19 protein-coding genes and 1 pseudogene are annotated in these 21,824 nt (G+C 61.1%); 15 read left to right on the forward strand and 5 right to left on the reverse strand.

Features of this window, described 5'->3' with window-relative positions:
* Positions 1-80: 80 nt before the first annotated feature.
* A complete protein-coding gene (locus HBO09_RS20475) occupies positions 81-1,058 on the reverse strand; it encodes an alpha/beta hydrolase family protein (RefSeq protein WP_169997930.1) in 978 nt (325 codons plus the stop codon).
* A 58-nt stretch (positions 1,059-1,116) separates the two neighbouring features.
* Here HBO09_RS20475 and HBO09_RS20480 point away from each other — a divergent pair.
* The 10 genes and pseudogenes from HBO09_RS20480 (at position 1,117) to trpE (ending at position 13,441) form a co-directional block, all read left to right on the forward strand.
* Positions 1,117-3,497, forward strand: a pseudogene (locus tag HBO09_RS20480) (PAS domain S-box protein).
* Positions 3,498-3,634: 137 nt separating this feature from the next.
* Positions 3,635-4,264, forward strand: coding sequence for a response regulator transcription factor (locus HBO09_RS20485; RefSeq protein WP_029296794.1), 630 nt, complete (start codon positions 3,635-3,637; stop codon positions 4,262-4,264).
* Positions 4,265-4,487: 223 nt separating this feature from the next.
* Positions 4,488-5,600: an ABC transporter ATP-binding protein gene (locus tag HBO09_RS20490; protein ID WP_169997928.1), complete on the forward strand. Its 1,113-nt coding sequence runs from the start codon at positions 4,488-4,490 to the stop codon at positions 5,598-5,600.
* Positions 5,601-5,646: 46 nt separating this feature from the next.
* Positions 5,647-6,687 (forward strand): ABC transporter substrate-binding protein, encoded by a 1,041-nt coding sequence (locus HBO09_RS20495; RefSeq protein WP_169997926.1) that lies wholly within the window; start codon positions 5,647-5,649, stop codon positions 6,685-6,687.
* 165 nt (positions 6,688-6,852) lie between these two features.
* Positions 6,853-8,100 (forward strand): ABC transporter permease, encoded by a 1,248-nt coding sequence (locus HBO09_RS20500; RefSeq protein ID WP_169997924.1) that lies wholly within the window; start codon positions 6,853-6,855, stop codon positions 8,098-8,100.
* Between the two features lie 12 nt (positions 8,101-8,112).
* Positions 8,113-8,940 carry an ABC transporter permease gene (locus tag HBO09_RS20505; protein WP_029296783.1) on the forward strand — a complete coding sequence of 276 codons (828 nt, stop codon included), beginning with the start codon at positions 8,113-8,115 and terminating at the stop codon, positions 8,938-8,940.
* A gap of 228 nt (positions 8,941-9,168) precedes the next feature.
* A complete protein-coding gene (locus tag HBO09_RS20510; RefSeq protein WP_169997922.1) occupies positions 9,169-10,317 on the forward strand; it encodes an iron-containing alcohol dehydrogenase in 1,149 nt (382 codons plus the stop codon).
* An 84-nt stretch (positions 10,318-10,401) separates the two neighbouring features.
* A complete protein-coding gene (gene rpe / locus HBO09_RS20515; RefSeq protein WP_029296776.1) occupies positions 10,402-11,076 on the forward strand; it encodes a ribulose-phosphate 3-epimerase in 675 nt (224 codons plus the stop codon).
* Positions 11,073-11,891: a phosphoglycolate phosphatase gene (locus tag HBO09_RS20520; protein WP_169997920.1), complete on the forward strand. Its 819-nt coding sequence runs from the start codon at positions 11,073-11,075 to the stop codon at positions 11,889-11,891. Before rpe ends, HBO09_RS20520 begins: the two co-directional genes overlap by 4 nt.
* Before the next feature lie 68 nt (positions 11,892-11,959).
* Positions 11,960-13,441 (forward strand): anthranilate synthase component I, encoded by a 1,482-nt coding sequence (trpE, locus tag HBO09_RS20525; RefSeq protein ID WP_169997918.1) that lies wholly within the window; start codon positions 11,960-11,962, stop codon positions 13,439-13,441.
* 105 nt (positions 13,442-13,546) lie between these two features.
* Here the strand turns inward: trpE and estP are convergent, their stop codons facing one another.
* On the reverse strand, positions 13,547-15,469 hold the full coding sequence (gene estP, locus HBO09_RS20530) for an esterase EstP (protein WP_169997916.1): 1,923 nt from the start codon (positions 15,467-15,469) through the stop codon (positions 13,547-13,549).
* A 419-nt stretch (positions 15,470-15,888) separates the two neighbouring features.
* Between estP and HBO09_RS20535 the strand changes: the two genes are divergently transcribed.
* The 4 genes from HBO09_RS20535 to HBO09_RS20550 all read left to right on the forward strand — a co-directional run bounded on the left by HBO09_RS20535 (position 15,889) and on the right by HBO09_RS20550 (position 19,227).
* Entirely contained in the window at positions 15,889-16,482 is a 594-nt protein-coding gene (locus HBO09_RS20535; protein ID WP_169997914.1) for an aminodeoxychorismate/anthranilate synthase component II, read from the forward strand.
* Between the two features lie 9 nt (positions 16,483-16,491).
* Positions 16,492-17,541 carry an anthranilate phosphoribosyltransferase gene (trpD, locus tag HBO09_RS20540; protein ID WP_169997912.1) on the forward strand — a complete coding sequence of 350 codons (1,050 nt, stop codon included), beginning with the start codon at positions 16,492-16,494 and terminating at the stop codon, positions 17,539-17,541.
* Positions 17,538-18,374, forward strand: coding sequence for an indole-3-glycerol phosphate synthase TrpC (trpC, locus tag HBO09_RS20545; protein WP_169997910.1), 837 nt, complete (start codon positions 17,538-17,540; stop codon positions 18,372-18,374). Before trpD ends, trpC begins: the two co-directional genes overlap by 4 nt.
* Before the next feature lie 157 nt (positions 18,375-18,531).
* Positions 18,532-19,227: a lipoate--protein ligase family protein gene (locus tag HBO09_RS20550; protein ID WP_169997908.1), complete on the forward strand. Its 696-nt coding sequence runs from the start codon at positions 18,532-18,534 to the stop codon at positions 19,225-19,227.
* Here the strand turns inward: HBO09_RS20550 and crp are convergent.
* The gene (crp, locus tag HBO09_RS20555) at positions 19,224-19,868 is read right to left on the reverse strand and encodes a cAMP-activated global transcriptional regulator CRP (RefSeq protein ID WP_169997905.1); all 645 of its coding nucleotides are present in this window, start codon (positions 19,866-19,868) and stop codon (positions 19,224-19,226) included. The two genes, HBO09_RS20550 and crp, sit on opposite strands and share 4 nt — an antisense overlap.
* A gap of 234 nt (positions 19,869-20,102) precedes the next feature.
* Between crp and HBO09_RS20560 the strand changes: the two genes are divergently transcribed.
* Positions 20,103-20,525, forward strand: coding sequence for an OsmC family protein (locus tag HBO09_RS20560; RefSeq protein ID WP_005792019.1), 423 nt, complete (start codon positions 20,103-20,105; stop codon positions 20,523-20,525).
* Between the two features lie 120 nt (positions 20,526-20,645).
* On the opposite strand, the gene coq7 is transcribed toward HBO09_RS20560, so the two are convergent.
* Both coq7 and HBO09_RS20570 read right to left on the reverse strand, forming a co-directional pair.
* Positions 20,646-21,293, reverse strand: coding sequence for a 2-polyprenyl-3-methyl-6-methoxy-1,4-benzoquinone monooxygenase (coq7, locus tag HBO09_RS20565; RefSeq protein WP_169997903.1), 648 nt, complete (start codon positions 21,291-21,293; stop codon positions 20,646-20,648).
* A gap of 150 nt (positions 21,294-21,443) precedes the next feature.
* Entirely contained in the window at positions 21,444-21,782 is a 339-nt protein-coding gene (locus HBO09_RS20570) for a histidine triad nucleotide-binding protein (RefSeq protein WP_032858506.1), read from the reverse strand.
* Between the last annotated feature and the right edge of the window lie 42 nt (positions 21,783-21,824).

Raw genomic sequence — 21,824 nt, forward strand, 5'->3', positions numbered from 1 at the left:
GTAAGCTCAATGCGTTTATTCTGGCTAAACGCGGCGACCTCAGGTTTTTCGCGAGCAAGCTCGCTCCTACAAGGAGGGGATCAGCTTGCGCTGTTTTGCGGGCTCAACCAGCCGCGAATCCGTCGGTACAACTGTTCCTGGGCCGCTGAGCTATTACCGGGAATCGTCTTCAACGACACCTGCTTATAGTTGTCATTCTTCAGCCGCTTGCTCGCCTGGCCGCGCTCCAGCGCCAGTTTGCTTGCCAAGGCGCTGTCTTGGTAGAAGACATCGGCAGTCGCCAACTTCAAGGCCGGCACCAACTGTTGCAGGTCCGGTTGACGGCCCACCGGCGTCTGCGCGGCGACCATAATAAATTTCTGCACCTGGGCCGGTTGTTTTTCGCTCAGGTAGCGCGCAGCCCACCAGGCTCCGGTCCCGTGCCCCAACAGCACGACGCTGCGGGCGTTCTGGGTCTGGGCATAGGCGACGGCGGCATCGATACGGGCGAAGATTCGTGTTGCGTCGGTCTTGTCCTGCTCATCCACGCCAGGGACCACGGCCGGGTCGGTGCCTTCGGCTTCGGCGCTGGCCGCTTGTTCAATTGGCTTGGGCGCGGCGGTGCTGGCATCCTTGCTGCTGGTGTCGACAGCCGCGTCGGGGGCCTGGATGACCCGCGGTGGCAGGGTGTCCAGGCTCTGGTCGGGCAGCGACAGGCTCAGGCTGCTCCAGGCGGCATCCGGCAATTTCTGGCGCAAAGGCCCGATTGCTTGCGGCCAGTCAGCAGTTTCCCCGGCGCCGGGGACGATAATCACCACACCTTGCGGCTCGGCGCTGTTGGCCGGCTTCCACAGGGCCAGGAATGACTCGTCGCCGGCCTGTAACTGTTGCTGTTCCTGGGGCGGCAGTTGCCGCTCCAGGGCGTTGGCTTCTTCTTGGCTGCGCTCGGGCAAAGGTTGGCGTTCCGGCGGCTTTTCGGCGGTAGCCGGCGCGGTGTCAGCCGCCTGTACGCAAAAGGTGCTGGTAAACAGAAGCGACAGGCACAATGCTGGCAGTGTCGAACGGTGAAGCAGGGGCATAGTGGAATCCCGGCCAGAAGTGATCCCGGCAGCCTAATGGGTTGGATGTGAGATGTGAATGATGATTTTTCGCTGTCTGCTGGTTATCGGCTATCTGTGCTTTCCCTTGATGGCGAGTGCCGCGCCTGCGTCCGTGGTGCCGCCGGCGGTGCTCAATGTCCAGCAGCGCGAGTGGCTGGCGCAGCACCCGCAACTGCGGGTCGGCGTGGTGTTGCAGGCCCCCTACGCACAGTACGACCGGCGCCTGCAGCGGTTGTCCGGGGCCAATGTCGAGCTGATGCAGGCGCTGGCCAAGGCGTTGAATATCGAACTGACCTGGCGCAACTTCCCCACTCAAGAACAGTTGGAAGACGCCTTGCGCGAGGACGCGGCCTGCTGCAAACCCCGGCCGGCCTACGCCTGTGGCTATTTTCTGACCCGTATATGCGTGTGCCCCAGCACATCGTGGGTATCCGTGACGGCAGCGGCGCAGTGGACCTGGAAAAACTCGACGAACACTCGCGGGTTGCCGTGCGCATGCCCAGTGCCGTGGCCGATTACCTGCGCAGCAATTACCCTAACCTGAACCTGCAAGGCGTGCCCCTGGAGCGCCAGGCCCTGCAATTGTTGGTCAGCCAACAGGCGCGCTATGCCGTGATCGATGAGGCGCAGTTGAGCCGGCTGTCGGTCGAGCCCGAATTCGCCGGCCTGGCAGTGGTCGGTGATATTGGCCTGCCGCAATTGCTGCGGGTAGCCACTCGGCGTGACTGGCCGCCCTTGGCGGACATTGTCGAGAGCGGCCTGCGCGCCATTCCCGCCCGTGAGTTGGAACAGTTGCACGCCCGTTGGCTGCAACCCAAATACCCACGGCTCTCGGAGTCACCGGGGTTCTGGCAAAACCTCAGCCTGCTGCTGGGCCTGCTGTTGCTCGCGTGCCTTGCGATCGCGGTGTGGCAGCGTCGGCAAAAACATGCCCTGGAGCACCAGTTGCTGGCCGCCCGTGAGGAAAGCGCGGCCCGTGCCGCCGGCGCAGAAGCGTTGCGCCTGACCCAGTTTTCCATCGACCAAAGCACCGTCGGTATCCTCTGGGTCAACTGGGACAGCCATGTGCGCTATGCCAACGTCGCCGCCGAAGCCATGCTCGGCTACGCCCCAGGCGCGCTGATCGAGCGCCCGTTGATCGAGTTCGAACCCAGCCTGAGCATGGACCGCTGGCTGAACCTGTGGAAACGCGCCCGCGCCAGCGAAGATGGCGCCCAGAGTTTCGCCACCCAGTGCCTGCGTGCGGATGGCAGCCTGTTGCCCACGGATGTATCCCTGAGTTTCCTGCGCTTTGCCGGCGGTGAGTACCTGGTGGTGTACCTCAACGACGTCACCGAACGGCGCCGGGCACTGGCTGCGCTGCAGGAAAGTGAAGCGCGCCTGCAAGGCATCGCCGCCAATGTGCCAGGGCTGGTGTTTCGCCTGGAGCGCCTGCCGTCGAGCGCGGCCATCGACTTTGCCTATATCAGCGAAGGCAGCGAACGCCTGGTGGGCTATTCGCCGTCCGTGCTCAGCCATCGCGATGTGGGAATTCGCAGCGTGGTACACCCCGAGGACCGCGCCAGTTATCACCAGACCCAGGACCAGGCCATCGACAGCGAGAGCAACTGGTCGTGGCAAGGTCGCATCCTCACTCGCCAGGGCGAGCAGCGCTGGGCCGAGATCAAGGCCGTTACCCGGCGCATGGAGGATGGCGCGGTGGTCTGGGACGGGATCGTCTGGGACATCAGTGATAGCAAACGGATTGAATTGGAGCTGGACGCCTCGCGGGCGCAACTGCGCGAGTTGTCGGCTCACCTGGAGACCGTGCGCGAGGAAGAGAAGGCGCGGATCGCCCGCGAAGTCCATGATGAGCTGGGGCAAATGCTCACGGTGCTGAAGCTGGAAACGTCCATGTGCGAGTTGGCTTACGCCCAGTTGGACCCTGGCCTGCACGAGCGCCTGAACAGCATGAAGCGCCTGATCGCCCAACTGTTCCAATTGGTCCGCGATGTGGCCACCGCGCTGCGTCCGCCGATTCTCGACGCCGGGATTGCATCGGCCATTGAATGGCAGGCGCGGCGCTTTGAGGCGCGCACGCAGATCCCTTGCCTGGTGCAAGTGCCGGATTCCCTTCCGGCGTTGAGCGACGCCAAGGCCATTGGCCTGTTCCGCATCCTGCAAGAGGCGCTGACCAATGTCATGCGCCATGCCCAGGCGCATACTGTGGAACTGACCCTGGTGGTGGAGGGCGCCAATCTGCGGCTGACCATCAGCGATGATGGCGCAGGCTTTGTCGCCGCACCGGGGCGCCCGGCGTCGTTTGGCCTGGTGGGTATGCGCGAGCGCGTGCTGATCATGGGCGGGCAGTTGACCCTGGACAGCGAACTGGGAGAGGGCACCACCCTGAGCGTGACGGTGCCGTTGGATGCGCCTTAGGCCCCTTGTGGGAGCGGGCTTGCTCGCGAAGGCGGTGTATCAGTTACACATAAGTCAACTGACACGCCGCCTTCGCGAGCAAGCCCGCTCCCACATTTTGAATATCGGCGTTTAATCGTTATAGAGAGGAAAGTCCCGTGATCCGCGTATTGGTAGCCGAAGACCACACCATCGTCCGTGAAGGCATCAAGCAGTTGATCGGCCTGGCCAAGGATCTGCTGGTGGTGGGTGAGGCGGGGAACGGCGAGCAGCTGTTGGAAGCCTTGCGCCATACACCATGCGAGGTCGTGTTGCTGGATATCTCGATGCCCGGGGTCAACGGCCTGGAAGCGATTGCACGAATCCGTGCGCTGAACAATCCGCCGGCGATCCTGGTGCTGTCGATGCATGACGAGGCACAAATGGCTGCCCGGGCGTTGAAGGTCGGCGCGGCGGGGTATGCCACCAAGGACAGTGATCCGGCGCTGTTGTTGACGGCAATTCGCAAGGTGGCCGCAGGCGGGCGTTATATCGACCCGGACCTGGCCGACCGCATGGTGTTCGAAGTCGGCCTCACCGATGCCCGGCCCTTGCACTCGCTGTTGTCCGAGCGTGAGTTCTCGGTGTTCGAGCGCTTGGCCCAGGGCGCCAATGTCAACGATATTGCCCAGCAACTGGCCCTGAGCAGCAAGACCATCAGTACCCACAAGGCGCGGTTGATGCAAAAGCTCAACATCACCTCCCTGGCAGAACTGGTGAAATACGCCATGGAGCACAAACTCCTGTAGGCGTATCTATTTGCGACATCCCTGCAACACTCCGCAGCCCATGCTTGCGGCTTGTCGCGTTCTCCTGGTCGCGCAACTGTCCCATGCCCGCCATTCGTGTAGGGCAATCCCTACCCCGAACCTTCCACCGCGCTGATGCCAATCTCTCTTGCGCCCCGATTTCCGGGGGCTTGCGCCTGGACTACGCTAGCTCCACAGCAGTCCAAAACACAAAGGTGCGGGTATGAGCGAGGTGGATTCAAATGATGTGCTGGTCAGCTTTCGTGGTGTGCAGAAGAGCTACGATGGCGAGAACCTGATCGTCAAAGACCTCAACCTGGACATTCGCAAAGGCGAGTTCCTGACCCTGCTGGGCCCGTCCGGCTCGGGCAAGACCACCAGCCTGATGATGCTCGCAGGCTTTGAAACGCCGACTGCCGGGGAAATCCTCCTGGCCGGCCGCTCGATCAACAATGTGCCGCCGCACAAGCGCGACATTGGCATGGTGTTCCAGAATTACGCGCTGTTCCCGCACATGACCGTGGCCGAGAACCTGGCGTTCCCCCTGACAGTCCGGGGTTTGAGCAAGACCGATGTCAGCGAGCGGGTCAAGCGCGTGCTGAGCATGGTGCAACTCGACACCTTCGCCCAGCGCTACCCCGCGCAACTCTCCGGCGGCCAGCAACAACGGGTGGCGCTGGCCCGTGCACTGGTGTTCGAACCGCAGTTGGTGTTGATGGACGAACCCCTCGGCGCCCTCGATAAACAGCTGCGTGAACACATGCAGATGGAGATCAAGCACCTGCACCAGCGCCTCGGCGTGACCGTGGTCTACGTGACCCACGACCAGGGTGAAGCGCTGACCATGTCCGACCGCGTGGCGGTGTTCCATCAGGGCGAGATCCAGCAGATCGCACCGCCGCGCACCTTGTATGAAGAGCCGAAAAACACCTTCGTCGCCAACTTTATCGGTGAGAACAACCGCCTTAACGGCCGCCTGCACAGCCACACCGGTGAGCGTTGCGTGGTCGAGTTGGCGCGGGGCGAGAAGGTCGAGGCGCTGGCGGTGAATGTCGGGCAGATCGGCGGCCCGGTGACCCTGTCGGTGCGCCCGGAGCGGGTCAGTCTCAACGGCTCCAGCGAAAGCTGCAGCAATCGCTTCTCGGGCCGGGTGGCCGAATTCATCTACCTGGGCGATCACGTACGTGTGCGCCTGGAAGTCTGCGGCAAGGCCGATTTCTTTGTGAAACAACCGATCGCCGAGCTGGACCCGGCACTGACGGTCGGCGACGTGGTTCCGATTGGCTGGCAAGTCGAGCACGTTCGCGCACTCGACCCACTTCTAGAGGCGAATTGATCGCCCCCTTGGCTTCACCCAACCCTGCACGTGGAGAGAACAATAAATGTTGAGATCCCTGAAATTGACCGCCCTGGCCATTGGCCTGGCGGGTGCTTCACAGGTCATGGCAGGTCCGGACCTGACGGTGGTGTCGTTTGGCGGCGCGAACAAGGCGGCCCAGGTCAAGGCCTTCTATGCCCCGTGGGAAAGCGCGGGCCACGGCAAGATCATCGCCGGCGAGTACAACGGTGAGATGGCCAAGGTCAAAGCCATGGTCGATACCAAGAGCGTGTCCTGGGACCTGGTGGAAGTCGAGTCGCCGGAACTGTCCCGTGGCTGTGACGAAGACATGTTCGAACCGCTGGACCCGAAACTGTTCGGCAACCCCGACGACTATGTGAAAGGCGCGATCCAATCCTGCGGCGTGGGGTTCTTTGTGTGGTCCACAGTGATGGCCTACAACGCCGACAAACTGAAGACTGCGCCCACCAGTTGGGTAGACTTCTGGGACACCAAGAACTTCCCGGGCAAGCGTGGCCTGCGCAAGGGCGCCAAATACACCCTGGAATTCGCCTTGATGGCCGACGGTGTGGCGCCCAAGGATGTCTACAAAGTGCTGGCCAGCAAAGATGGCCAGGACCGCGCCTTCAAGAAACTCGATGAACTCAAGCCGTCGATCCAGTGGTGGGAAGCCGGCGCACAGCCGCCGCAGTATCTGGCTTCGGGCGATGTGGTCATGAGCTCGGCCTACAACGGTCGGATCGCCGCCGTGCAGAAAGAGAGCAACCTGAAAGTGGTGTGGAACGGCGGCATCTACGACTTCGATGCCTGGGCAATCCCCAAGGGCCTGAGCAAGGAGCGCGCCGTGGCAGCGAAGAAATTCATCGCCTTCTCCGTCGCACCGCAGCAGCAGAAAACCTATTCGGAAAACATCGCCTACGGCCCAGCCAATACCCAGGCCGTGCCGCTGCTGGCCAAGGACATCCTCAAGGATATGCCGACCACCCAGGAAAACATCGCCAACCAGGTGCAGATCGATGTGAGCTTCTGGGCGGATAACGGCGAGCAGTTGGAGCAGCGCTTCAATTCCTGGGCCGCCAAGTAATAAGCCGCGCCGCATAACCCATTGTGGGAGCTGGCTTGCTCGCGATGGCGGTGTATCAGTTACACATGAGTCAACTGACAGGCCGCCATCGCGAGCAAGCCCGCTCCCACAGGGGATCTGCGGTGTTCAGCAGATTGCATTTATTTTCGTTACCCGGAGCTTGCCATGGCCATCGCCGTTCCCTCGAACGAGGTCACCACCCCCAGCTTGAAGCAACGCCTGGCGCGGGCCGAGCGGCTTAACCGCTGGAAGGCCCAGGCCTTGATCGCGCCACTGGTGGTGTTTTTGCTGCTGGTGTTCCTGGTGCCCATCGTTGCGCTGCTCTATAAAAGCGTCGGTAACCCGGAGGTGGTCGCCGGCTTGCCGCGTACCGTGGTGGCGGTTACCGCCTGGGATGGTCGCGGCCTGCCCGGCGAGCCGGTGTACCAGGCTGTCAGCGAGGACTTGGGCGAAGCCCGCAAAAACCAGACCCTGGGCGATCTGTCCAAGCGCTTGAACATGGAACTGGCGGGCTATCGCAGCCTGCTGACCAAAACCGCGCGGGCGCTGCCGTTCAGCGAAGTGCCGGCCTCTTATAAAGAAGCGCTGGAAAACCTCGACGAACGCTGGGGCGACCCGGCGTACTGGCAGGCAATCCGCCGCAATACCAGCAGCTTGACGCCTTATTACCTGCTGGCGGCGGTCGATCATCGGATCGACGACCTGGGCGAAGTTGCCCCGGCCACGCCGGACCAGGCGATCTACCTGGATATCTTCGCCCGGACCTTCTGGATGGGCCTGGTGATTACCGTGTGCTGCCTGCTGCTGGCCTATCCGCTGGCGTACCTGCTGGCCAACCTGCCGGCGCGCCAGAGCAACCTGTTGATGATCCTGGTGTTGCTGCCCTTCTGGACCTCGGTGCTGGTGCGGGTCGCTGCGTGGATTGTGTTGCTGCAGTCCGGCGGCTTGATCAACGGTGCGCTGATGAGCATGGGCATCATCGACAAACCCCTGGAACTGGTATTCAACCGGCTCGGGGTCTACATCTCCATGGTGCATATCCTGCTGCCGTTCATGATTCTGCCGATCTACAGCGTGATGAAGGGTATTTCACCGACCTATATGCGCGCGGCGATTTCCCTGGGCTGTCACCCGTTTGCCAGTTTCTGGCGGGTGTACTTCCCGCAAACCTATGCAGGCGTCGGTGCCGGTTGCCTGTTGGTGTTTATCCTGGCGATTGGTTACTACATCACCCCGGCGCTGCTGGGCAGCCCGAACGACCAGATGGTCAGCTACTTCGTGGCGTTCTACACCAACACCAGCATCAACTGGGGCATGGCCACCGCGCTAGGCGGCTTGCTGCTGCTGGCGACCGTGGTGCTGTACCTGATCTACAACTGGCTGGTGGGCGCCAGCCGCCTGCGCCTGAGCTGAGGAGCGCCTGATATGTCCAGCAGTCCTTACATGTCACCCATCGAACGGGTGTGGTTCTACAGCTTGCGGATCCTATGCGGCCTGATCCTGTTGTTCCTGATCCTGCCGGTGTTGGTGATCATCCCGCTGTCATTCAACTCCGGAAGTTTCCTGGTGTACCCGTTGCAGGGGTTTTCGCTGCACTGGTACCAGGACTTCTTCGCCTCGGCGGAATGGATGCGCGCCTTGAAGAACAGCATCATCGTCGCCCCGGCGGCCACGGTGCTGGCGATGGTGTTCGGTACGCTGGCGGCCATCGGTCTGACTCGCGGCCACTTCCCCGGCAAGGCGCTGGTGATGGCCTTGGTGATTTCGCCGATGGTGGTGCCCGTGGTGATTATCGGCGTGGCCAGTTACCTGTTCTTCGCTCCGCTGGGACTGGGCAACAGCTTCTTTTCGTTGATCGTGGTGCATGCGGTGCTGGGCGTGCCGTTTGTGATCATCACCGTGTCGGCGACCTTGCAGGGGTTCAACCATAACCTGGTGCGGGCGGCGGCCAGCCTGGGAGCATCGCCGTTGACCGCGTTTCGCCGGGTGACGCTGCCGCTGATTGCGCCGGGGGTTATTTCCGGGGCGCTGTTTGCCTTTGCCACGTCCTTCGATGAGGTGGTGGTGACGCTGTTCCTCGCCGGGCCCGAGCAGGCGACCTTGCCGCGGCAGATGTTCAGCGGCATCCGCGAAAACCTCAGCCCGACCATTGCCGCCGCGGCAACCTTGCTGATTGCCTTCTCGGTGGTATTGCTGCTGACCCTGGAGTGGCTACGTGGGCGTAGCGAAAAACTGCGCACCGCACAGGTCTGACGCCAAGCACAGATCAAAATGTGGGAGCGGGCTTGCTCGCGAATGCGGTGTGCCAGTCAGTACATGTATTGGCTGACCCAACGCATTCGCGAGCAAGTCGAATCGTCGCACCGCCGCACCCACATTGGATATGTGCTCTCTGGGGGCCATTCAGCCGCTGAATGGCAGACAACCCACATTCCCCAGCTATTCTTGTGCCAGCCCCCCAACTTATAAGAGGCCGCGCACATGAGTACCTCCTCATTCAAGATCGCCCACAAACTGCTCACCGGCCCAGGCGCCATCGAGCAATTGGCCGCCGAGTTGACCCGGCTGGATATCGATAACCCGCTGATTGTTACCGATGCCGCGTTGGTCAAGTCCGGCACGGTGCAACTGGCATTGGCGCAGTTGGGTGATCGCCCCTACGAGATTTTCGACCGGGTGCTGCCCGACCCGGAAGTCGCCATCGTCGAGGACTGCATGCAGGTCTACCGTGAGGGCGGGCATGACGGCCTGATCGGCGTGGGCGGTGGCAGTGCCATTGATATCGCCAAGAGTGTTGCCGCCTATGCCGGTTATCACGGCGCCCTCGCGGATTTGTTCGGCGTGGACCAGGTGCCGCGCAAGGGGCCGCCGCTGATTGCCATACCTACCACCGCCGGCACCGGTTCGGAGGTGACCAATGTGGCGATTCTTTCGGACAAGGCCGCGCAATTGAAAAAAGGCATCGTCAGCGACTACCTGCTGCCGGATGTCGCGCTGATCAGCCCGCAAATGACCCTGACCTGCCCGCGCAGTGTCACGGCTGCCAGTGGTGTGGATGCCCTGGTGCATGCCATCGAGTCCTATCTGTCGCTGAACGCCTCGCCGATCACCGATGCCTTGGCCATCGGTGCGATCAAGTTGATCGCCAAGGCTTTGCCCAAGGCTTATGCCAACCCGGCCCACCTGCAGGCGCGTGACGATATGGCCACCGCCAGCCTGATGGCCGGCATGGCGTTCGGCAATGCCGGGGTGGGCGCGGTGCATGCGTTGGCCTATCCGTTGGGCGGGCGCTTCAATATTGCCCATGGAGTGAGCAACGCGTTGTTGCTGCCCTACGTGATGCACTGGAACAAGCTGGCCTGTGTCGAGCGCATGCAGGACATTGCCCAGGCCATGGGCGTGAATGTCAGCGGCTTGAGTATCAACGACGCTGCCGACCAGGCGGTGGAGGCGATGACGCGGCTATGTGCCGCAGTGGAAATTCCCCAAGGCCTGCGCAGCTTCGGCGTGCCCGAGGAGGCGATCCCGGCCATGGCGGTAGAAGCAGCGGGAATCGAGCGCCTGATGCGCAACAATCCGCGCAAGCTCAGCGCGGCGGATATCGAGAAAATCTACCGCGCCGCCTATTAGCCATTGAGTCAGGTCACGGTGCGCGCAACAAAGCATGAGGTATACAATGCGCGCCATCGTGATTTAGCTCAGAAAAGGTGCGTCATGCAGCCCTTCGTTATTGCTCCATCGATCCTCTCTGCCGACTTCGCCCGCCTGGGTGAAGAAGTGGACAACGTGTTGGCCGCCGGTGCCGACTTCGTACACTTCGATGTCATGGACAACCACTATGTGCCGAACCTGACCATCGGCCCGATGGTCTGTGCAGCACTGCGCAAATACGGCGTGACCGCGCCTATCGATGTGCACCTGATGGTCAGCCCGGTGGACCGCATCATCGGTGACTTCATCGAAGCCGGTGCGACCTATATCACCTTCCACCCGGAAGCCACGCTGCACATCGACCGCTCCCTGCAGTTGATCCGCGAAGGCGGTTGCAAGGCCGGGCTGGTATTCAACCCGGCGACGCCGCTGGACACGCTCAAGTACGTGATGGACAAGGTCGACATGGTCTTGCTGATGAGCGTCAACCCAGGCTTCGGCGGGCAGAAGTTCATCCCCGGCACCCTCGACAAGCTGCGTGAAGCTCGTGCGTTGATCGATGCCTCTGGCCGCGATATCCGCCTGGAGATCGACGGTGGGGTCAACGTCAACAACATCCGTGACATCGCGGCGGCGGGCGCCGACACCTTCGTCGCCGGTTCGGCGATCTTCAACACCCCTGACTATCAGGCGGTGATCGCCAAGATGCGTGCAGAACTGGCGCTGGCGCGTCCATGAGCGGTTTTGAGCAGTTGTTCCCCGGTAAGTTGCCACGGCTGGTGATGTTCGATCTGGACGGCACCCTGGTCGACTCGGTGCCGGACCTGGCAGTGGCGGTGGACCAGATGCTGCTCAAACTGGGGCGCAAGCCTGTGGGTATCGAGTCGGTGCGCGACTGGGTCGGTAACGGCGCGCAGATGCTGGTGCGCCGGGCCCTGGCCAATCACATCGATGCCGAGGGAGTCGATGACGTGGAGGCCGAGCACGCGCTGGAACTGTTCAACGCCGCCTACGAAGACGGCCACGAACTGACCGTGGTTTACCCCGGCGTACGCGATACCCTCAAGTGGCTGCACAAGCAGGGCGTGGAAATGGCCCTGATCACCAACAAGCCGGAACGCTTCGTTGCGCCGCTGCTGGACCAGATGAAGATCGGCCGGTATTTCCGCTGGATCATCGGCGGCGATACTCTGCCGCAGAAAAAGCCCGATCCAGCGGCGCTGTTCTTTGTGATGAAAATGGCCAATATCCCGGCGTCCCAGTCGCTGTTTGTCGGCGATTCGCGCAGTGATGTGCTGGCGGCAAAAGCGGCGGGCGTGCAGTGCGTAGCCCTGAGCTACGGCTACAACCATGGCCGGCCGATTGCTGAAGAGTCGCCGGCGTTGGTCATTGATGACCTGCGACTGCTAATCCCCGGTTGCTTGGGAGCGGGCGCTGAGATAACGTTGCCCGACGCTGTCCCATCCCCTTCTGGAAATCCCATCGTGGTGGTCACTCGCAAACTCTGGATGAAAGTCATCAAGGCCCTGGCCCGCTGGCGTTGGCGCGCCTGACTGATCCTGGCCGCGCTGCGGCACGTTTGCATACCTGACCGTTAGACCCTCACGCCACGAGGCACCTCATGATCCGCGAAGAATTCCTGCGTTTGGCCGCTGCCGGCTACAACCGCATCCCCATGGCCCGGGAAACCCTGGCCGACTTCGATACGCCGCTGTCGATCTACCTGAAACTGGCCGACGAGCCCAATTCCTATCTGCTGGAATCGGTGCAGGGCGGTGAAAAGTGGGGCCGTTACTCGATCATTGGTCTGCCGTGCCGCACGGTCTTGCGGGTGCATGACCATCACGTCAGCATCACCCATGACGGCGTCGAGATCGAAAGCCACGATGTGCAAGACCCGCTGGCCTTCGTCGAAGCGTTCAAGGCGCGCTACAACGTGCCGACCATTCCTGGCCTGCCGCGTTTCAATGGCGGCCTGGTGGGGTATTTCGGCTACGACTGCGTGCGTTACGTGGAACAGCGCCTGGGCAAATGCCCGAACCCCGATCCGTTGGGGGTGCCGGATATCCTGCTGATGGTTTCCGACGCGGTGGTGGTGTTCGACAACCTGGCCGGCAAGATGCACGCGATCGTCCTCGCCGACCCGGCCCAGGCCGATGCGTTCGAGCAAGGCCAGGCCAGCCTCGAAGCCCTGCTGGACAAGCTGCGCCAACCGATCACCCCGCGTCGCGGCCTGGACCTCAGCCGTCCGCCGGCGGCCGATCCGGTGTTTCGCTCCAGCTTTACCCAGGATGACTACGAGCGTGCGGTGGATACCATCAAGGAATACATCCTCGCCGGTGACTGCATGCAAGTGGTGCCGTCGCAGCGTATGTCCATCGACTTCAAGGCGGCGCCCATCGACCTGTACCGGGCGCTGCGCTGCTTCAACCCGACGCCGTACATGTACTTCTTCAACTTTGGCGACTTCCACGTGGTGGGCAGCTCGCCAGAAGTGCTGGTGCGTGTCGAAGATAACCTGATCACCGTGCGCCCGATTGCCGGCACCCGCCCCCGTGGCGCGACCGAAGAGGCCGACCTGGCGCTCGAAGAAGACCTGCTGTCTGACGACAAGGAAATCGCCGAGCACTTGATGCTGATCGACCTGGGGCGTAACGACACCGGGCGCGTTTCGGAAATCGGCTCGGTGAAACTCACCGAGAAAATGGTGATCGAGCGTTACTCCAATGTGATGCACATCGTCTCCAACGTTACCGGCGAGCTGAAGGCCGGCCTGACGGCAATGGACGCGCTGCGCGCAATTCTGCCGGCGGGCACCTTGTCTGGCGCACCGAAGATCCGCGCGATGGAAATCATCGACGAACTGGAACCGGTCAAGCGTGGTGTCTACGGCGGTGCCGTGGGCTACTTTGCGTGGAATGGCAACATGGACACCGCCATTGCGATCCGCACGGCGGTGATCAAGGACGGCGAACTGCATGTGCAGGCGGGCGGCGGGATTGTTGCTGACTCGGTACCGGCCCTTGAATGGGAAGAGACCCTGAACAAACGCCGGGCGATGTTCCGGGCGGTGGCGTTGGCCGAGCAGAGCCCGCAGGACTGACGGCCGGTCCAGATCCAGCTGTGGGGCGGGTTTGTGTGGGAGCGGGCAAGTCGAATCGTCGCACCGCCGCTCCCACATTGGTTTTACGTTGGACTTGCGACCGTATTAGAAATCCAGGCTCACCCCGACACTGACTCCCTGCTGGGTCACGCTGTCATCCTTCCTTACGTTATAGGCCGCCCGCAACGCCAGCTCCTGAGTCAGCTTGTGGCTGACCCCGAGGCTCAAACGGTCGGAGTTGCTGCGGGGCGTGTAGCCGTCCAGCTTGAAGTCGATCCCCTGCACGCTGTTGAGCGAAATGTTCACCTTCTGGGTGTCATTCTCGAACTCATGCTCGTGAGCCACTTCGCCAAACACCTGGGTTTGTGGGGTGACCCGGTAGCTGCCCTGCAGACCAACTCCCAGGCGCTTGGAATCGCGTTGCTGGTCATCAAACGTCAATGCGGTGGAGCGGCTACCTTTTTCCCCGTAGCCATCGACCTCGACCCGCGCGTAGTCAGCGCTGATGAACGGTGACAGGTGCCAATCGCTGCCGACCCCGGCAATGTCATAACCCACACGGCCGCTCAAGGCCCAGAGCCAGCCGTCGGTGTCGCCTTTTTCGGAGCCTTCGCTCACGCCCAGGGCGAACTTGCGCTTGAGGCTGTCGAAGTCCAGTCGGCCGCCGGTCAGCGCGGCATCGGCCCACCAGTGATTGTGCTGATACTGCGCGAATGCGCTGCCCATGTAGCTGTTGAGCTTGTAGTCCGAGTCGCTGGCGCCGGCTTCGAGGGTCTGGCGATACAGCCCGGCTGCAACACCTACGCGCCAACTGTCGTCGAGCCGATAGCTGCCACCGACATTCAGGTTATAGCCACTGCCGTCGCCACTGGCGGAGCTGCGTTGATCATCAAAGTCCAGGCGCTGGCCACCGCCGGCCACAATGGCGCGCCATTGGCCGACGGCCTGCCAGTTGCCATTGTCTGCCTGCCATTGGTTGCGCAACTCATCCTGGTGCGCACGCAGGGTGCCTTGGGCCATTTCCGGTAGCAGAGTCAGCTCCCAGGGGGCGGCGAGCAGCGAATAGGCGTAGTCGGCGATCAAGCGCTGCCCGGCGACGGTGGGGTGGACCGAGTCGTTGTAGATCAACTTGGTCGGATCCGGGTTGGTGCCACCGATGCCATAGGTGGGGTTGGCGGTGCAGCTATTACCACTGAAGCAGGTACCGGTAAGGTTTTGCCCGGTCGCCAGGCCAAATCGGCCCGGGTCGGCGAAGGATTCCTGCAACAACAGTGGAATATTCAACGGGATGATCTGGGCATCGATCTGCGACAGGCGTTGTACCAATGCCTGGTTGAAAATATTACTCAGGGCGGAGGTCGCTGCCTGCTGTGGTGTGCCGTTGATGGCAGGTGTCAGGCCCAGGTCGGGTAGCATCCACACCATGATGTAGCGTGCGCCGGCTTGTTGCAGGGCTTGGGCGCTGTCGGCCAGGCGCCCACCTGCGGCAACGGCGTCGCCCGGGCTACCGACGCGCTGTTGCAGGAAGTCATTACCGCCACCTGACAGAAAATACAGCGCGTTAGGGTCGGCGCGCCCACCGTTTGCCGGCAGATAACCCTGGCGACTGCGCAACACAGTGCCAGCGCCCGCATTGCCGGGTGGGATCGCGGTGTTGGAGACCGAGGTGATGGAATCCAGAATGTTGTCGGTACGGTAGCCGCCGACCGCCCAGTTATTACCGTCGGGCAAGCCTTGTGCCGCGCGAACCGGCGAGGTGGAGGCATTCAGGTCGTTTGGCGCTACGCCCAGTTTCGAGCCCAGCAGGGTTGATGACACCAGGCCATAGTCGCCTTGGAAGGTCGGACCGGTACGGTTGGTGAAGCGCAAGCTGGCGCCAGACAAACCATCGGGAAACTGGCCCGCGTCGGCCAGGCTATCGCCGAAAACGACCATGGTTGAATAAGGTGAAGGTGCTGCAAACGCCTGCGCGCAGGCGAGTGCCAAGAGGCAGCCGGCAAGGGGCGCAACAAAAGATGGTCTGAGCATACGCAATTCCATGTGATTGTTTTTGTATCGGAAGTGGAACACTAGCAATGTAGTGGGAGTTTTCTGCGAGGAAAAACGTTTTTTCTTACAAACCCTCGGTCATCAACCCCGTATTTGCTGCTCCATATTGCACCGTCGGCGAGGCTACGTTACTGTGCGGGAACGTATGAACGAGACCCTCCCCGTGTTGATCATCAGCAAACTCTTGATGCGAGTAGTCAAGGCACACGCCCGTTGGCGTTGGCGCGCCTGAATTTTCTCTGCCGGCCCGGCCGGACCTGTACCGATTTGCCTTCTTCACCCTTTGTTCGATGCCCCTTGCCGGCTAATCCTGGCAACTGGAAAGTGCGTCTGGCAGCGGGTCACTCTCTTGGAAGGCGGTCATTTGAAATCAGTGAATTCAAGAGGTTTGAACCCACATGTTGCTGATGATTGATAACTACGACTCCTTTACCTACAACGTTGTGCAGTACCTGGGTGAACTCGGTGCCGAGGTCAAGGTGGTGCGCAACGATGAACTGACAGTCGCCGAAATCGCCGCCCTGAACCCGGAGCGCATCGTGGTTTCGCCTGGCCCTTGCACGCCGACAGAGGCGGGCATTTCCCTGGAGGCCATCAAATACTTTGCCGGTAAGTTGCCAATCCTCGGCGTGTGCCTCGGCCACCAGTCCATCGGCCAGGCCTTTGGTGGTGACGTCGTGCGCGCACGCCAAGTGATGCATGGCAAGACCAGCCCGGTGTTTCACAACGACTTGGGCGTATTCCACGGCCTGAACCTGCCGGTGACGGTGACGCGCTACCACTCGCTGGTGGTCAAGCGCGAGACCTTGCCCGAATGCCTGGAACTGACAGCCTGGACCCAGTTGGAAGACGGCTCGGTCGACGAGATCATGGGCCTGCGACACAAGACACTGAATGTCGAAGGGGTGCAATTTCACCCCGAATCGATTCTGACCGAGCAGGGCTACGAGCTGTTCGCCAATTTTCTCAAACAGAGCGGCGGCACGCGCTAAGGACCTTCCATGGATATCAAGACTGCCCTGAGCCGTGTCGTCGGCCATCTGGACCTGAGCACCGCTGAAATGAGCGATGTCATGCGCGAAATCATGACCGGTCAATGCTCCGATGCGCAGATTGGCGCCTTTATGATGGCCATGCGCATGAAGAGCGAGAGCATCGACGAAATCGTCGGCGCCGTTTCAGTGATGCGCGAGCTGGCGGACAAGGTCGAGCTCAAGACCCTCGACGGTGTAGTCGATGTGGTCGGCACCGGCGGCGACGGAGCGAATATCTTCAACGTATCGACGGCGTCTTCCTTTGTGGTGGCGGCCGCCGGCTGCACCGTGGCCAAGCATGGCAACCGTGCCGTATCGGGCAAGAGCGGCAGTGCCGACCTGCTGGAAGCGGCCGGTATCTACCTGAATCTGACACCGGTGCAGGTGGCACGCTGCATCGATAACGTCGGCATCGGCTTTATGTTTGCCCAGTCTCACCATGGGGCGATGAAGCACGCCGCTGGCCCGCGCAAGGACCTTGGTCTGCGCACCCTGTTCAACATGCTTGGCCCGCTTACGAATCCGGCCGGTGTGAAACATCAGGTGGTGGGCGTGTTCAGCCAGGCGCTGTGCCGGCCATTGGCCGAAGTGTTGCAGCGCCTGGGCAGCAAACATGTGCTGGTGGTGCACTCCAAGGACGGCCTGGATGAATTCAGCCTGGCCGCGCCGACCTTTGTGGCAGAGCTGAAGAACGACCAAGTCACCGAATACTGGGTCGAGCCAGAAGATCTGGGTATGAAGAGCCAGAGCCTGCATGGCCTGGCGGTGGAAAGCCCGGCGGCCTCCCTGGAATTGATTCGCGATGCCCTGGGGCGCCGCAAGACTGAAAACGGCCAGAAAGCGGCTGAGATGATTGTTCTGAATGCTGGCGCGGCACTTTACGCAGCCGATCACGCCTATAGTCTTACAGAAGGTGTCGCCTTAGCCCACGATGCGCTGCATACGGGGCTGGCTCGCGAAAAGCTCGAAGAGCTGGGAGCATTCACGGCCGTATTCAAAATGGAGAATGAAGGATGAGTGTGCCAACAGTCCTGGAAAACATCCTCGCCCGCAAAGTTGAAGAGGTGGCCGAGCGCCGCGCCCGCGTGAGCCTGGCCGAGCTGGAAGGCCTGGCGAAAAGCGCCGATGCGCCGCGCGGCTTCGCCAATGCGCTGATCGCCCAGGCCAAGCTCAAGCAGCCTGCGGTGATCGCAGAGATCAAAAAGGCCTCGCCGAGCAAGGGGGTGATCCGCGAGCACTTCGTGCCGGCAGAAATTGCCGCCAGTTACGAGAAGGGTGGGGCGACCTGTCTTTCAGTGCTGACCGATATCGACTACTTCCAGGGTTCCGACGCTTACCTGCAACAGGCCCGTGCTGCGTGCAAGTTGCCGGTGATCCGCAAGGACTTCATGATCGACCCGTACCAGATCGTCGAGGCCCGGGCATTGGGCGCCGATTGCGTGCTGCTGATCGTTTCGGCGCTGGACGACGTAAAGATGGCCGAACTGGCGGCAGTTGCCAAAGGCGTGGGCCTGGATGTGCTGGTTGAAGTCCACGACGGTGACGAACTGGAGCGTGCGCTGAAAACCCTCGATACGAGATTGGTGGGGGTCAACAACCGCAATCTGCACACCTTTGAAGTCAACCTCGAAACCACCTTGGACCTGCTGCCGCGAATTCCCCGCGACCGCCTGGTGATTACCGAGAGCGGGATCGTCAATCGTGCGGATGTAGAGTTGATGGAAATCAGCGACGTCTATTCGTTCCTGGTCGGTGAGACCTTTATGCGTGCGGAGAATCCGGGGGCTGAGTTGCAGCGCCTGTTTTTCCCGGAGCGTGGTATGCCAGTCAGCGGTTCGACGCTGGATTGACTTGAAACGCGGTCACTGTGGGAGCTGGCTTGCCTGCGATAGCGGACTTTCAGTCAACGCATTGGCGACTGATACATCGCTATCGCAGGCAAGCCAGCTCCCACACAAGCCAGCTCCCACATTTGCTTTTGTGTTTATTCAGAGAGGTAAATGCCCGATGATCCAGCCCGTAGCGATGACCGTTGAAGCAGGCCTTGCCGCCGAGCAGGACTTGCTGGCCGCCGTCTGTGCGGGTGAGCAATCATTCGGGCTGCTGTTCTGGCAACCCAGCGACCAGGCATTGGTGATGCCTCGCCGCCTGAGCCGCTTGCCTGCGTTTGAAGCGGCGAGCCAAGTGTCGGCAGCCCACGGTTGGCCGGTATTGCTGCGGGAAACCGGCGGTGAACCGGTGCCGCAATCGAGTGCCACGGTCAATATCGCTCTGGTCTACGCACCGCCGCGCAGTGAAGGCGACCAGGGCCGGATTGAAACCGGGTACTTGCGTCTGTGCCAACCCATCTGCGATTTGCTGACTGAGTTGGGCGGCGATGCTTCTTTAGGCGAAATCGACGGCGCCTTTTGCGATGGCCGCTATAACGTCAATCTCGACGGACGCAAAATGGTCGGTACTGCCCAGCGCTGGCGCCAGAGTGGCGGGCGCCCGGTGGGCCTGGTGCATGGCGCGCTGTTGCTGGATAACCATCGCGAGGAGCTGATTGCTGCGGTCAACCGCTTCAATGAGGCGTGCGGCCTTGAACAACGGGTTCGCGCCGACAGCCATATCGCCCTGCATGAAGCTTTTGCTGCGCCGGATGCAATCAGCCGCCTCGACGGTTTATACCGCCAGATGCTGGCGCCGGTCTTTGCGCACTAGCGGGTGCCAAACACCACCATCGTCTTGCCTTTGACGTGAACCAGGTTGCGCTCCTCCAAATCCTTGAGCACCCGACCGACCATCTCCCGCGAACAACCGACGATCCGCCCGATTTCTTGGCGAGTGACCTTGATTTGCATGCCGTCGGGATGGGTCATGGCATCTGGCTGCTTGCACAGCTCCAGCAGGCAGCGGGCGACGCGTCCGGTGACATCGAAGAACGCCAGGTCGCCGACTTTGCGCGTGGTGTTGCGCAAGCGCTGGGCAATCTGGCCGCTCAGGGCATAGAGAATCTCCGGATCTTGTTGGGCCAGCTCGCGAAATTTTGCATAGCTGATTTCCGCGACCTCACACTCGATCTTGGCTCTCACCCAGGCGCTACGCTCCTGTTCTTTGCCGGCTTGCTCAAACAGCCCCAGTTCCCCGAAAAAATCACCGGTGTTGAGGTAGGCGATGATCATTTCGCGGCCGTCTTCATCCTCGATCAGAATGGTGACCGAACCTTTGATAATGAAGAACAGGGTTTCCGAGCGCTCCCCGGCGCAGATGATGTTCTGCTTGGCTGGGTAGCGCCGGCGTTGGCAATGGGTCAGTAACTTATCGAGGTTCTTGATCTTGGGTGTGGGGGTAACAGCAACCATGGTTGTATCCCGAAAAGACTGCACGGTGTGGTTGGGCTTGTATTTTTATCGAGCGAGGTCCATCCAATGGATGGCAATGCGCCATTGATTTGGCGCCAGCTTAACAGACACATTCTGACTCGATCAGGGAATTTATCTATCAAGGCCTACTGTTGATGGTCTTGCGGCAGAACACTGCGCTCGCGGGGGCCTGTGATAAGCTGGCGCCCCTTTTTTAGCAGTGGAGTCTGGGCGATGAAGGCACGCATCCAATGGGCGGGCGAAGCCATGTTCCTCGGTGAATCGGGCAGCGGCCATGTGGTGGTCATGGATGGCCCGCCGGAAGCCGGTGGTCGCAATCTGGGTGTACGGCCCATGGAAATGCTCCTGCTTGGCGTGGGCGGCTGCAGTAACTTCGATGTGGTCAGCATCCTGAAGAAGTCGCGCCAGGCGGTGGAAAGCTGCGAAGCCTTTCTGGAGGCCGAACGCGCTACCGAAGACCCGAAGGTATTCACCAAGATCCATATGCATTTTGTGGTCAAGGGGCGCGCGCTGAAGGAAGCGCAGGTCAAGCGGGCTATCGAACTGTCGGCAGAGAAGTATTGCTCGGCCTCGATCATGCTCGGCGCGGCCGGTGTGGCCATTACTCATGATTACGAGATCATTGAGCTGGGTTGACCTTTTGTAGGAGCGAGCTTGCTCGCCAAGAACGCCAACGATAACGGGTTTAGTCAGGCTGCCCGCGGTGTCCTTGAGTTTTTCGCGAGCAAGCTCGCTCCTACAATGTTCGTGTGAGGTTTAAATGCGGTAAGTACTTTTGGTCATGACCTTGGCCATCAGGCTCATGCCAAACCTTACCGGCGCCGGGAAGCGGAAGCCGCCGGCATTCAGCGCGCTTTCTGCGTGGTGTTCTTCGTCGATACGCATCTGCTCAAGAATCGCCCGGGACTTTTCGTCCTCGGCCGGCAGTTGTTCCAGGTGCTCATCCAGGTGCTTGCATACCTGATGCTCGGTCGCGGCGACGAAGCCCAGGCTGACCTTGTCGCTGATCAAGCCAGCAGCGGCGCCGATACCAAACGATAAACCATAAAACAGTGGGTTCAGCACGCTGGGGTGGCTGCCCAACTGGCGGATACGTTGTTCGCACCAGGCCAAATGGTCGATTTCTTCCTCGGCGGCATGCTCCATGGCGGCACGTACTTGCGGCAGCTTGGCAGTCAAGGCCTGGCCCTGATACAGCGCCTGGGCACAGACTTCACCGGTATGGTTGATACGCATCAGGCCGGCGACATGACGGGTATCAGTCTCGCTCATTTGCGCTTCGGGTTGCACGATGGCCGGTGATGGGCGATACGGCTGGCCGCTGAAAGGTAGCAGCGTGCGCATGGCCGTGTCGGCTTGCAGCAGCAGTCGGTCAATCGGCGAGTAGTGACGTTGGGTAGTCATGCTGACCTCCGGGAAAAATCTCGGCGGCCAGTTTACCGCAAGAGAGGGGCGTGCGTTTGCGCTGGGTCATGCTTCTTACAAGGACCTGCTTGCCGGCGATGGGGCTCTTGAGGCCGCCATCGCCGGCAAGCAGGCTCCTGCAATAGGGCTTCAGCCCGGTGGCCAGTTCATCTGGCGTTGACCCAATACATGCATATGAATGTGATAGACGGTCTGGCCGCCATCCTCATTGCAGTTCATGACTACGCGAAAACCTTTTTCACAACCTTGTTCCACGGCCAGGCGCTGGGCGGTGAACAGGATGTGTCCAGCCAGGCCTTTGTCTTCTTCCGTCAGGTCGTTGAGGGTGCGGATCGGCTTTTTCGGAATCACCAGAAAATGTACGGGGGCCATTGGCGCAATATCGTGGAAGGCCAGGACCTGGTCATCCTCGTAGATAATCCTCGCGGGTATTTCTCTGTTGATGATCTTGGTGAACAGAGTATCCACAGCTGTTTCTCCATTATGAAAGTGCAGGGTGAGTGTACTCAG

It is taken from the genome of Pseudomonas sp. WS 5027, assembly GCF_012985695.1.
In the GTDB taxonomy this organism is placed as follows: domain Bacteria; phylum Pseudomonadota; class Gammaproteobacteria; order Pseudomonadales; family Pseudomonadaceae; genus Aquipseudomonas; species Aquipseudomonas hygromyciniae.